We start from the raw sequence: 12,654 nt of genomic DNA, 5'->3' as shown, positions 1-12,654 counted from the left end.
TATAAAATTACAACAAATAAAAGTATATAATTTAATAATATAGTTACAAAATGTTAACTATTTCTGTATTACCCGATACAGAAATAGAAAAAAATGCTTTATATATGAAGATTATTTTTTTGTAAAAAATAGCTAAATTTAGGGTAAAAAGCCACTATTTTAGCAATTTTTGAAGAAAAAATAGAACTATTATATGTACTTATAATATATTCACTCACAATAAATGTATGAGTATAAGTAGAGAAGCCTATTACTTCTATATGTAAGAGAAGTAATAGGTAAAATATAAAAATAAAATATAAAATTAAGCTTTATGTGAAATAAGACATAGAGCTTTTTATTATTATACAAAAGATAAAAAAAGAGGAGGAATTAGTATGTTAGATACTATAAGTTTAAAAATTCAATTAATAAGCCCTATAGGAGAACCTATTGAAAGAGAGGTAATGAATGTAATTGAAAAAACTATTAAAGAGCTAAATAGGATCTTTAGTTGTAGAGACGACGAAATAATCTCTATGATACAAAAATTTGCTGATGAAAAAAAAGAAATTGAGAACAAATTTAAAGAACTAAATTTAAAATATTGTAACTTTTTATTAGTAGAGCTATTAAATTCCTATATTGAAAAAAACGAAAAGAGATATATAGTGCATAAAGATGACAAAGAGACAATAGCAACTTTAAATAAAATTATACCGGAGGACTACACATTTATAGGAATTTGGGAGGATGGAGGAGTTATATCCAGTAAAACCCTCGATTGCAACGAACTCCTAAAAAAGTTTTCTAAAGTACTAACTATAAAAGGTGGAGGAAAAGAGGAGAGAGCTAACTTCAAAGGTAACGTTTCAATAGCAGAGATTACAAATATATTGTAAAAGTCTGAAATATCTGTTATAATGAAAATTAAGTATTTATTAGTAATAATGGAGGAAATAATGTCAAATAAAATAAATTTACTTAATTTAAATGAACAAGAGCTTACAGATTTCGTGGTTTCTTTGGGGATGAAAAAATTTTATGGAAAACAAATTTTTACATGGTTAAACCAAAAAATAGTAAGAAATATTAACGATATGACAAATATATCATTAAAGGATAGAGAATTACTTTCAGAGAAAGCTTACATTCCTTTCTTGAATCTATTAAAGCATCAAGTTTCTAAAATTGACAAAACTGAGAAGTTTCTATTCAAATTAGAGGATGGAAACACAATTGAAAGTGTTATTTTAAAACATAAAGATAGGACGACAATTTGTATTTCATCTCAGGTTGGATGTGCTGTTAAATGTAGTTTTTGTGCTACAGGTCTTGGAGGATTTACAAGAAACTTAGATGTACATGAGATTACAAATCAATTTTATACAATTGAAAGAAGATTGCTAAAACAGGGATTACAAATTAACAACATTGTGTTCATGGGTATGGGAGAACCAATGCTTAATATTGATAATGTTATTAAAGCTATCGATATCTTATCGAATGAAAAAGGAGTTAATATTTCTAAAAGGAGAATTACAATCTCAACTTCTGGAATAATTCCTGGGATTGAAAAATTGTTAGAAGAGAGAATCCCTGTGGAGTTAGCGATATCTTTACATAGTGCTATTGATGAAAAAAGAAGTGAAATAATGCCTATTAATACAAAATATCCACTAGAAGATTTATTTCCAATATTACAGGAATATCAAAAACAAACTAAAAGAAGAATTACTTTTGAATATATTTTAATCAATGATTTTAATGTTTCTGATAGTGATATTGCTTATTTAGCTGATTTTGTTCATAACTTTGATCATATATTAAATCTTATCCCGTGTAACCCTGTAGATGGAAAGGATTATCAGAGACCCTCTCAAAAGAAAATTGATAAAATTTTCAACTATTTAAAAGATTTTAGAAAAGTGAATGTAACCATTAGAGGAGAAAAGGGTACAGATATAGATGGTGCCTGTGGACAATTGAGACAAAAAAATCTAAAATAATTTAAAAATGGAGATATTTTATGAAATGGAAAATTCTTAAGTATGTTGCCATATTTATTGTATCTTTAGGTATTGTTGGAGGAATTGGTGCGAGTCTTTTAGTAAATAAATACTACAAGGAACTACCAAATGTTTCAGAGCTAGTTGAAAACTATAGTCCTCCTATTCCTACTACAATTTATGATAGAAATGGACAAATAATTGATGTTATTTCGAAAGAAACAAGAGAACCTGTGGATATAGAAGATATCCCACAAAACTTGCAAAATGCTTTTATAGCTATAGAAGATAGACAATTTTTAACACACTATGGAATCGATCCATTTAGAATTTTGGGATCTGCTATAGTAAATTTAAAATCTGGGAGAGCAGCTCAAGGTGGAAGTACCATAACTCAGCAATTAGCTAGAAATGCTTTTCTATCCCATGAAAAAAAGTTCTCTAGAAAAATAAAAGAAATTATCATCACATTTGAAATTGAAAGAAAATATACAAAAGATGAAATAATGGAGAAGTATCTAAATGAAATTTATTTTGGTTCTGGAGCGTATGGAGTAAAAACTGCCGCCTATAATTTTTTTAGAAAAGATATTAAAGATGTTAATCTAGCTGAATCTGCTCTTTTAGCGGGAATTCCAAATAGACCTACTATGTATAATCCAAGAACTAATCTAGAACGATCTTTGGTTAGACAGAGATTGATATTGAAGCAGATGCTAAAATTTGAACTGATAAGTGAAGCTGAGTACAACGAAGCTTTAAATCACAAATTTATAAATGAAGCAAAAGCTTCAACCAAAGATTTTAATGATAAAAATAGCACAATAATATACGAAGCAATAGATAAAAAAATTGAATTTAATGCTCCTGATTTTACAGATTTAGTTGAAAAGTTTCTATTCGAAAATTTCGAAGAAAAACAAATTTATAATGATGGACTTATTGTTCAAACAACTTTAGATTTGAATATTCAAAAAGTTGCTAAAGATAAATTTGAAAACTATCCACGTTTAAAAAATGACAAAAAACTTCAAGGAGCCATGATTACAATTGATGCTAAAAATGGAGAGGTCATAAGTATTATCGGTGGAAAAAACTTTAAAACAGGTAATTTTAATAGAGCTGTTCAAGCCAAACGTCAAGTGGGATCCTCATTTAAACCATTTATCTATTACACTGCTTTAGAAAAAGGTTTTGAAGAAAATCTGGTTGTAGAAGATTCAAGAATTGTGTATGGAACTTGGGCTCCTAGAAACTTTGGAGAAAAATATTACAATGGTATGACTTTAATGCAAGGGTTTGATAAATCTCAGAATATAGTTTCTATAAAGTTATTAAACAAAATTGGAATTCCTGCTCTTATGGAAACTATGAAAAAAATTGATGCTGGATTTATTGTTCCGAATAATTTAACAGCAGCCTTAGGAACAACAGAAGGAACGCCATTACAGTTAGCTCAATCATATGCAGTTTTTGCAAATGGTGGATACTCTATAAAGCCATTTTATGTTATAAAAGTGAGTGATAAATTTGGAAATATATTATATGAGGCCAAACCTCAAATAGAACAAAGATTTGAAAGTGCTGATATTGCTCTTATGACTAACATGATGAAAAATTCTGTTAAACAGGGAACAAGCAAAAGTGCTCAAGTAAAAATAAATAACCTTCCTATAGAGCAAGGAGGAAAAACTGGTACCACAAATAATTCTAGAACGGTTTGGTACTCTGGTATGACTCCAGACTATGTTACAACGATATATATTGGATATGATAACAATGACCCTCTCTATAAAGCAACTGGTGGAGGAGTGGCTGCACCTCTTTGGAAAAATTTTTATCAAGAAATTATAGAAAAGGGGTACTACACTCCAACTACATTTACATTCTTAGATAACCATGTCAAAAATGGGGACTTAACTTATCAAGAGCTTGATCCTATATCTGGATTATTAAATGGTAGTGCTTCAGATAAAACTTTCTTGCTTAGAAGAGGAAGAATTGCAGTGGAAAAAGATAGCAAATATAATAATGGTATTGCTGGTGTTCTTGGATATTATGCTCCTACTCAAGAGACAACTTCCAAAAGTGAAGCTATGTCTTCTGAAGAAGCAATTATATCAGCTCCACAACCACTTATACAGCCCACGCAACAACCAAATCAACCAAAACTTCCTCAACAACCAAAGAAAGAGGAGAAAAAAGGATTTTTTCAGAGATTATTTAATTTTTAAACAAATAAAAAATAAATAAAGTTAAAAAAGAAAAAGAAAAGGAGGGGGAAATTTCCCTCTCCTTTTTCTATTATAAAAATTATTATAAAAATATTTCTTGAAGTTTTTTTGCCACTCCATTCTCTGCATTTGTTTTTATGACTTCATTCTCAGGTAATAGAGCTTTTAATCTAGGGCTTCCATTTCCCATAATAAATCCCTTACCCACAGAGGACAGCATTTCAAAATCATTTAATCCATCTCCAAAAGCTATTGTTTCTTTAAGATTAATTCCTTCAGCCTTTAAAACTTCCTCAATCGCACTAGCTTTAGAAACTCCCTCTCTCATAATTTCTAAACAAGACCCAAGTGAAAGAGTTATATTTAATCCCTCTCTGAATTGTTTTCTTAATTTTTTTTCTAATTCAGTAATATGTTCTTCATCCTCAGATATAAAGAAAAACTTTGTAATCTCTTTTCCTACTAATGACTGAAAAGGAGCTATCACATGATGAAAGCCAGACTCTTTATGGAAAATTAATGCTTCTTCTAAAGGTTCTTCAGCGTACCACTCTTCATCTAAATATACATTTTTATGTAAGCTTTCACTATAGTTATAGTTTAATAACTCTTTGGATAAATGAACTGGAATATTATGAGATATAATCTCTTTATTGTTGTAATCATGTACCTTAGCACCATTTGAAGTGATTAAGAAACTATCCAGCTCCAACATATTTTTAAATGTTATTGCATCATTATGGTGTCTTCCTGTAGCTATTATAAATTTCACTCCAGAATTCACAACTTTTCTTATAGTTTCTTTTGTTTCTTCAGATATAGTGTGGTGCTCATTTAACAGTGTTCCATCTAAGTCACATATAATTGCTTTGTATTTCATTTTGTTCTCCTTAAAATATTTAGAAGTAATACTTTGCTCCCACTCCTACTAGATATAAAACCCCATCATCTACAATAGGTGAATCTGAAATTTCACTAGAGAACTTTTCTACACCTAAAAATGCCATAAGAGCTACATTATCGGTTAATCTATAATCAGCTGTTAAATTAAATCCAATCGAATAAGACGTATCAGCTTTATAAGTATTAAGATTACTATTTCTTCTAGCTTCATCCGAACTCACCCCAAAGTAATAATCAGTATAATCTCCTGAGTACCCTTTAATATGAATAGATGGAACTAAAGTAAGTTTGTCGTCAACTCTATAAGCTTTAAACGCGGCTACTCTCCCTTCTCCACCATGCTTTCCTATTTGTGCAGAAAGCCCAGTTTTAACTCCATAGAATCCTGTGTCTGCATCTAATCTAATTCCAAACATAGTTTGGAATCTTCTATCATCAATATTGTCATATCCTTTTGCTAAATCAGCACCATCTACTGCAAATCCAGCTAATGGATCCACAAATAGTGATGCAGCAAAGGCATCATTTTTATAAAATTGATAACCTACAGTTGCACCTTTAACATATAAATCATAATAGTTTATGTCCAATAGAGGTATTGGATATAATCTACCGTCTGCACCCTTATAGATGCTATCCGAAACTCCCATTCCTACTCCAAGTCCAAATTTATTTCCACTGTTGATGCTACCTTTGTAGATGCTGTCTACTAATTCTGCTCCTGAACCTCCTTCAGCTAACATTGTAGTAGAAACTGTCAGTGCTAATAGCCCCATTAATATTTTTTTCATATTAATCCTCCCTTAAGTTATTTTTTGTTATAACTTTTTTCTTCTCTTTTCACCTTTATAAAGTTATATTTTCCAGAAACTTTTCTTTTAAAATTAAAAAGATTATTCGTTGGAAATATTCCAATTCTTCTAATTTCAAATAAATCATCTGAAAAAACTATGCTTCCTGAATCTGTAGCTACTGCAAATCTATAGCCAATTTCTTGAGGAATTTTTTTAATCTCTTCATTTAAACTACCATATGGATACGCAAAGGATAAAAGTTCCCTTCCTATTGTTTTTTCAATGTTAAATTTAGAATTAATTACTTCTGTTTTTGTCTCTTCAAGTGACAACTCTGTTAGTCTAGGGTGAGTACACGTATGTCCACCAAACTCTATTCCGTAATTTTGCATCTCCAATAATTCATCCCTATTCATTAAAGTAAATCTTTTCTCAGGATTTTCAGAGTTTTCTACATCCCATTTATTATATTCTATTCCATCCAGTATGTATATAATACCTTTAAATTGATATTTTTTCAAGATAGGAAAGGCGTTTTCATAGTTATCTTTGTATCCATCATCAAACGTAAGCATAATCCATTTTTTATCCTTATCAAATCGCTGTTTATACCTATTATTTAGCAAATCTTTAAAAGTTACAGTTTCGTATCCTTTCTTTTTTAGATACTTCATCTGCTCTTCAAACTGTTCTACAGTCACATAAGTTCCATGAACTCCTTTTTCAGTTTCATCCTTTATAACTCTATGGTACATAATAACCGGCATTTCATATCTTCTCTTCTTTACAATCTCTCTTTGATAAATTTTTTCAATATTTTCAACTATGGATTCTAACGAAAACTCTTCTATTACTTTTTTTCTCAAAGATTTTAAATCCTCTTTATTTATATTGAATCCCTTATCTATTTCTGGAATAATATCTGTCCATCTAAAGGTCGGAGCATGATTTAAAGAAATATCACCAAAATTTGATTTTAAAGCTGTATTAAGTTTATCTAAAGTTACAATCCCTACAAATTCTGCTTCTCCTATTGCTAATACAGGAACTTCACAAAGAATACCTTCAACTGCTACTCTTCCAGCACCTATAACGATAGATGACTCTCTTATCTTTTCAGAAACATTATTTACATACCCTAGAAATTCAACATTTCCAGTAAATTTTTTAAACCTTGATGGAACCTCTTTTCCTCCAATAACCTGAATCTTAAAATCTTTTCTCCTATGAAGAATATCAAGCAAGTTATAAGTTACATCTCCTTTAGGTCCTGAGAGTCTTCCTATTATTGAAATAACTTTTTGAGTTTTTTCTATATTAACAAAAGAGCTCTTTTGATACTCTGTTGTATTAATCATATTCCTAAGAACTGTTATATTTTCAGGCTTTACCTTTAAATCAGTTATAATATGTTCTCTTATATTTTCACAAACACTCAAAGAATAATCTCCAAATGCTTTAACTAATTTTCTACTTAAGTGCACAGGTTGTCGCCCATGAATTGTTGTAATCAGGGGAATCTTTGCTATCCTACAAGCTATTGCACAACTCCAAGATGATGCTCTTGAATGAGCATGTACAACTTGAATATCTTTCTCTTTTATAATTTTAAGAAGTTTTTTAACTTGACTAACCCTATCCTTAAGTTTCCTTTTATTAAATTCTATCTTTTCATATTGTGCATTTGTAGGTTTAGTTAAAGTATCTGAGACTATATAAACCCTATTCCCTCTCCTAATAAGTTCATCACTTAGAACCGTTCCGTACACCTCAGCACCAGTTACTTCTAATTGTGAAAGTGCCATAAGTATATTCATTATTAAATCCTCCTACTACTTTAAATTTTCTGGATTCAATACTTCTAACTCATCAATTACAAAGATACCATCTTTTCTAATTAAAACATCATCAAACCAAATCTCTCCACCACCGAAGTCCGGTCTTTGAATTAGAACTAAATCCCAATGTATAGCTGACTTATTTCCATTATCAGCTAGTTTATATGCTTGCCCTGGAGTAAAGTGAATGCTTCCTGCAATTTTTTCATCAAACAGTGTATCTTTCATAGGTTTTAAAATATATGGATTTACACCTATTGCAAATTCACCAATATATCTTGCTCCATCATCTGTATCTAAGATTTCATTCAACTTTTCAGTATTATTGGAAGTAGCTTCCACAATTTTTCCATTTTCAAATTTGAAACAAATATTTTCAAAAGTTGTCCCTTGGTAAACAGACGGTGTATTATATGATATAGTTCCATTTATAGAATCTCTCACTGGTGCTGAATAAACCTCGCCATCTGGAATATTTCTAAGTCCACAACACTTTACCGATGGAATATTTTTTATAGAGAATGTTAAATCTGTCCCAGGTCCGACAATTCTAACTTTATCTGTCCTATCCAAAAGTTTTGTCAAAGAATCCATAGCCTTACTCATTTTTGAGTAATCTAAATTACAAACATTATAATAGAAATCTTCAAAAGTCTCTAAAGATGTATTTGCTAACTGAGCCATCGAATTATTTGGGTATCTTAGTACAACCCACTTCGTATTGTTAACTCGTTCTGATAAATGTACTGGCTTCATAAAGTGATCTGTATATATTTTCATTTTATCTGAATCTATGTCAGAGAGCTCGGAAGAGTTTTCAGAACCTCTAATAGCAATGTAGGCATCCATATCTTTCATTCTTTCTAATTCATATTTTGCCATTAACTCTGCTTGTGTTTTATCTATACCTTTTAAAAGTTCCCTCGTAACACTTTGATCTTTAATTGTTACAAAAGGATATCCTCCAGCAGCGTAAACTTCTTTTACCAAAGCCTTAACTAAAAGCTTTGGATCTTCACCGATAGATTCAATTAAAACTTTTTCCCCTTTTCCTACCCTACATGAGTAAGTAACTAAATTTTTTGCTAGCACTTCAATTCTCTGATCCACGGTAACCTCCATTCAATCACATATTATACTCTCTAATTATACAATGAAAACTCATAAATATACAGTTAATTTTTTATAAAACCTATTTTAAGTTGAAAAAAAAATGCTATAATACTTTTATTACATGGAGGTGATTCAATGAAATTATTTTTTTCCCCAAGTAAGGGTATGCAATATAAAACTCTTAAATATTTTAAATATAGCAAAATTCAAAATATTCCATTTAAAGAAAAAACCGATTTTTTACTTTCAATTTTAAAAAATTTTTCCAAAGATGAAATTTCGACCAAATTAAAAATAAAAGACAAAATATTAGATGAAGTTTTTAATATATATAGTAATTTTTATAGTCAAGAGGAGAGAGAAGCAATAGCTCTTTATGATGGGGTCAGTTATAGACAATTGGAGCTAGAAAAATTTTCCAAAGAAAATCATACCTATGTTGAAAATAATGTTTTTATTTTTTCAGCTCTGTATGGGATTTTAAATGCCTGTGTTCCAATAAGACCATATCGACTTGATATGACAAACAAAATACTGGATATCTCTCCCTATGATTTCTGGAGAAAAGATATTGAAGATTACTTATTGCAATTTAAGAATGAAACTTTTATAAATATTGCGTCAAATGAATTCTCTAAGATTTTAAATAGAAAAATTTTTAAAATAATAGATATAGAGTTTAGACAGTATGATGGTAATAAAATTAAAAATATTAGTACTGAAGCAAAAAAAGCTAGAGGGGCTCTATTAAATTACCTTATCAAAAATGAAATAACCTGTATAGAAAAAATTAAAGCTTTTAGTGCTCTTGATTATAAATTTTCTCCAGAATTGTCTTCAGAGCAATCTATTTTCTTTGTAAAAAAAATAGGTTAGAATTTCTAACCTATTTTTTGTCTATCAAATCCGAAGTTATTTTTGCTGAGCAATAAATTGTTGGAAGGCCGCTACCAGGATGGGTTCCTCCACCCACTATGAATAAATTTTCGTATCCCTCTAATTCATTATGAGGTCTAAACCAAAGCATTTGTGTCATATTATGAGATAAACTAAAAACAGCTCCTTTATATATGCCGTAATTCTTTTCCCAATCATTTGGTGTTACTACTTTTAATTCTTCGATATGGTTTCGTATCCCTCTAAATTCTCCAACTTTCTCTAACTTATCTAAAAGAAGTTGAGTAAATTCATCCTTTTCCTCTTCCCAATTGATTCCAGACTTATTGTTAGCTACTGGCACTAAAACATAGACTGAAGATTTTCCTTCAGGCGCCAAAGTTGAATCTGTAACTGATGGATTTTGAACATAAAAAGAAAAATCTCCACCTATATCTTTATTTTCCGATACTTTCTTTACATTTTTTTTATAGTCTTTAGCAAAAATTATACTATGATGAGGTATATTTTTATATAATTTATTTATTCCCAAATACAACATATAAGTTGAACAGGAATATTTTTTTTTATCTAAATTTTCATCAGAATATTTAGTTCTTAAGTGTTTAGGTATCAACTCTTTTATCGCTGTTGAAAAATCTGCATTTATTATGATATAATCTCCATTTACAACATCTCCATTTTCAAGTTTAACTCCAACAGCTTTTTTCTCTTCAAATATTATTTCTTTTACCGGAGTATGTAAATATATTTTCCCTTCTCTTTTTTTTATAAGCTCACCTATTAATTTTGAAACTTTACTTATTCCACCTTCAATGTGAAAAATTCCATATTTATGTTCTAAGTATGAGATAATTGAGTAGATCCCAGGAGCGTCCCAAGGGGACATACCTATGTATTTAGCTTGAAATGTAAATGATAATTTTAACTCTTCGTTTTTATAATAGTCCCCTAAAACATCATATGCAGATTTTTCTATGTCGAGATATGGCAATAATCTTAAAAAATTAGGTTTTAAATAATCCGCAAGAGATAAGTAAGGAACTTTCAAACACGATTCTAATTTTAAAAATTTTTTCCTTTCTCTTTCCATATATCCATCATAAAATTTAGAGTTATATGGAAAAATCTTCTCCATTTCACCATACATAAGAAATTTTTTATTATATGAATATGGATTAAAGTCGTCTAATCCATAAAATTTCAATCTATACATTGGATTTATTTCAATTAGATTTAATTGCTCATCTAATCTTTCACCAGCCTCTATGAAAATATCTTCTAAAATTTTTGGCATTATAAAAAATGTCGGACCTAAATCAAATTTGTACTCTCCTAATCTAAATGAGGAGGTTCTACCTCCTATATAAGGCTTTTTTTCATAGATTTCAACATCATATTCTTTACTCGATAAAAGTAGTCCTGCAGTTAATCCACCTGAACCACCTCCTATTATTATAACTTTTTTTCTATCCATTATCTCACCTCCTATTCCTATGTTTATTTGCATATTATTGTATACTCAAGAAAATTAAGTTTCTTTTTAAAAAAAATTTTTTTTATGATATAATTTTTTCGGCTATTTAGATATATGAGAAGGAGGTCTATGGAAATGTTTGTTGAAGAAAGAAGACAAAGTATTTTAAATATATTAAAACAAAAGGAAAAAGTGTCTGTCAACGATTTAAGTAATATTTTTTCTGTAAGTAAGGTTATTATTAGGAAAGATCTTTGCCAAATGGAAGAGGAGAATCTTTTGACTAGAACTCACGGTGGAGCTATTTTAAAAAGAAAAATTGTAGATAATACTATTTTAAAAGATATTCCTAAAGAAGATATAGAGGAAAAAATGATATTGGCAGGAAAAATAGTTTCTTTTATACAAGATGGTGATATGATTTTTTTAGATAATTCAACTATTGCTATAATTGTTGCGGCACTCTTACAAAAAAGGAAAATAAAGCTCTCTGTTATAACCAATATGCTTGAGGCACAAAAGCTTTTATCTGAAAATAAGGGAGTCGAAATCATATCCTTAGGTGGAATATATGATGCACAAACTAATTCTTTTACAGGTGAAATGTCTAGAGAAAACTTAGAATTTTTTAATCCCAATAAGATTTTTATTGAAGTTGATGGAGTAAATATAGATAAAATGCAACTTAGTGCATGCACAATAGAGGATGGAAAATTTAAGAATACAGCTCTCAATGTTGGGCAAGAAAAATTCATAATAGCCCAAAGTAAAAAGTTTTATCAAGACTCTATATTTAATTTTTCCAAGATTAAGCATGGGATGATATTTATTACAGATTCTAATATCTCTGAAAAGTTTGAAAAAAAGCTTATTGAAAATAATATCAACGTAGTAAAATAAAAAATCCCTCTCTCAATAATAACTGTACTTTTAATTAGGAGAGGGAAATTTTTATTTAATTAAGGTTTTCTGAACTATTTGCTTCCTCTTTATTTTCATCTTTTTTACAACAATTTAATTTTTGAAGTTTTTCTTTTGCCAAATCTTTTCCACCTATCCCAAAAGCTATAGCAAATGCGACAGCTAAAGCTCCAATAGTAAATCCAAATGCCAAATTGATAATATCGTTAGCAACTCCCATTTGTCTCAATCCCATGGCTCCAACAAAAATTATTATAGCTACTTTTGCTAGAACAGCTATCTGCTCTTTATTTACTAAAGATGTATTTTTAATTAATTTTGCAACATAGTTTGCTATTACAATTCCAATTGCTATAATTATAACACCTAATAAGATATCTCCCAATAGAACTGTTAGTTTTAAACTCAAATCTTGTAATGATCCGAAATTTAAAATCTCTATCGATTGAATTATTGCAAAGTATATTATTAAAATTTTTGAAAATTTAC

10 protein-coding genes and 1 pseudogene are annotated in these 12,654 nt (G+C 29.4%); 5 read left to right on the top strand and 6 right to left on the bottom strand.

Features of this window, described 5'->3' with window-relative positions:
- Positions 1 to 377 precede the first annotated feature (377 nt).
- Genes ACWI69_RS10740 through ACWI69_RS10730 form a run of 3 tightly spaced genes read left to right on the top strand, consistent with a single transcriptional unit; the run spans position 378 to position 4,222 of the window.
- Positions 378 to 881, top strand: a complete 504-nt coding sequence (locus ACWI69_RS10740) for a hypothetical protein (protein WP_448821835.1) — start codon at positions 378 to 380, stop codon at positions 879 to 881.
- Positions 882 to 941: 60 nt separating this feature from the next.
- A complete protein-coding gene (gene rlmN / locus ACWI69_RS10735) occupies positions 942 to 1,988 on the top strand; it encodes a 23S rRNA (adenine(2503)-C(2))-methyltransferase RlmN (RefSeq protein ID WP_448821834.1) in 1,047 nt (348 codons plus the stop codon).
- A gap of 20 nt (positions 1,989 to 2,008) precedes the next feature.
- Entirely contained in the window at positions 2,009 to 4,222 is a 2,214-nt protein-coding gene (locus ACWI69_RS10730) for a transglycosylase domain-containing protein (RefSeq protein WP_448821833.1), read from the top strand.
- An 82-nt stretch (positions 4,223 to 4,304) separates the two neighbouring features.
- On the opposite strand, the gene ACWI69_RS10725 is transcribed toward ACWI69_RS10730, so the two are convergent.
- Genes ACWI69_RS10725 through ACWI69_RS10710 form a run of 4 tightly spaced genes read right to left on the bottom strand, consistent with a single transcriptional unit; the run spans position 4,305 to position 8,867 of the window.
- Complete coding sequence (locus tag ACWI69_RS10725; protein ID WP_448821832.1) at positions 4,305 to 5,102, bottom strand: Cof-type HAD-IIB family hydrolase; 798 nt, start codon at positions 5,100 to 5,102, stop codon at positions 4,305 to 4,307.
- A 19-nt stretch (positions 5,103 to 5,121) separates the two neighbouring features.
- The gene (locus tag ACWI69_RS10720; protein ID WP_448821831.1) at positions 5,122 to 5,916 is read right to left on the bottom strand and encodes a MipA/OmpV family protein; all 795 of its coding nucleotides are present in this window, start codon (positions 5,914 to 5,916) and stop codon (positions 5,122 to 5,124) included.
- A gap of 17 nt (positions 5,917 to 5,933) precedes the next feature.
- A complete protein-coding gene (locus ACWI69_RS10715; RefSeq protein WP_448821830.1) occupies positions 5,934 to 7,736 on the bottom strand; it encodes a polysaccharide deacetylase family protein in 1,803 nt (600 codons plus the stop codon).
- Positions 7,737 to 7,751: 15 nt separating this feature from the next.
- Positions 7,752 to 8,867 (bottom strand): aminopeptidase, encoded by a 1,116-nt coding sequence (locus ACWI69_RS10710; RefSeq protein WP_448821829.1) that lies wholly within the window; start codon positions 8,865 to 8,867, stop codon positions 7,752 to 7,754.
- Positions 8,868 to 9,005: 138 nt separating this feature from the next.
- Here ACWI69_RS10710 and ACWI69_RS10705 point away from each other — a divergent pair, with 138 nt between their 5' ends.
- A complete protein-coding gene (locus tag ACWI69_RS10705) occupies positions 9,006 to 9,746 on the top strand; it encodes a YaaA family protein (protein ID WP_448821828.1) in 741 nt (246 codons plus the stop codon).
- Between the two features lie 10 nt (positions 9,747 to 9,756).
- On the opposite strand, the gene ACWI69_RS10700 is transcribed toward ACWI69_RS10705, so the two are convergent.
- Complete coding sequence (locus ACWI69_RS10700) at positions 9,757 to 11,244, bottom strand: phytoene desaturase family protein (RefSeq protein ID WP_448821827.1); 1,488 nt, start codon at positions 11,242 to 11,244, stop codon at positions 9,757 to 9,759.
- A gap of 135 nt (positions 11,245 to 11,379) precedes the next feature.
- On the opposite strand from ACWI69_RS10700, the gene ACWI69_RS10695 reads away from it, so the two are divergent.
- Entirely contained in the window at positions 11,380 to 12,144 is a 765-nt protein-coding gene (locus tag ACWI69_RS10695) for a DeoR/GlpR family DNA-binding transcription regulator (RefSeq protein WP_448821826.1), read from the top strand.
- Positions 12,145 to 12,199: 55 nt separating this feature from the next.
- On the opposite strand, the pseudogene ACWI69_RS10690 reads toward ACWI69_RS10695, so the two are convergent.
- Positions 12,200 to 12,654: pseudogene (locus ACWI69_RS10690) on the bottom strand (mechanosensitive ion channel); the annotation flags it as partial.

This window comes from Cetobacterium sp. (genome assembly GCF_977044495.1).
Note: the sequence above shows the minus strand (reverse complement) of the source record. Positions and strands in the feature narration are given on the sequence as shown.

What these genes read in the sequence shown, in the direction of transcription:
- ACWI69_RS10740 (WP_448821835.1), top strand. Translation starts at nt 378, where the DNA reads ATGTTAGATACTATAAGTTTAAAAATTCAATTAATAAGCCCTATAGGA.
- rlmN (WP_448821834.1), top strand. Translation starts at nt 942, where the DNA reads ATGTCAAATAAAATAAATTTACTTAATTTAAATGAACAAGAGCTTACA.
- ACWI69_RS10730 (WP_448821833.1), top strand. Translation starts at nt 2,009, where the DNA reads ATGAAATGGAAAATTCTTAAGTATGTTGCCATATTTATTGTATCTTTA.
- ACWI69_RS10725 (WP_448821832.1), bottom strand. Translation starts at nt 5,102, where the DNA reads ATGAAATACAAAGCAATTATATGTGACTTAGATGGAACACTGTTAAAT.
- ACWI69_RS10720 (WP_448821831.1), bottom strand. Translation starts at nt 5,916, where the DNA reads ATGAAAAAAATATTAATGGGGCTATTAGCACTGACAGTTTCTACTACA.
- ACWI69_RS10715 (WP_448821830.1), bottom strand. Translation starts at nt 7,736, where the DNA reads ATGAATATACTTATGGCACTTTCACAATTAGAAGTAACTGGTGCTGAG.
- ACWI69_RS10705 (WP_448821828.1), top strand. Translation starts at nt 9,006, where the DNA reads ATGAAATTATTTTTTTCCCCAAGTAAGGGTATGCAATATAAAACTCTT.
- ACWI69_RS10700 (WP_448821827.1), bottom strand. Translation starts at nt 11,244, where the DNA reads ATGGATAGAAAAAAAGTTATAATAATAGGAGGTGGTTCAGGTGGATTA.
- ACWI69_RS10695 (WP_448821826.1), top strand. Translation starts at nt 11,380, where the DNA reads ATGTTTGTTGAAGAAAGAAGACAAAGTATTTTAAATATATTAAAACAA.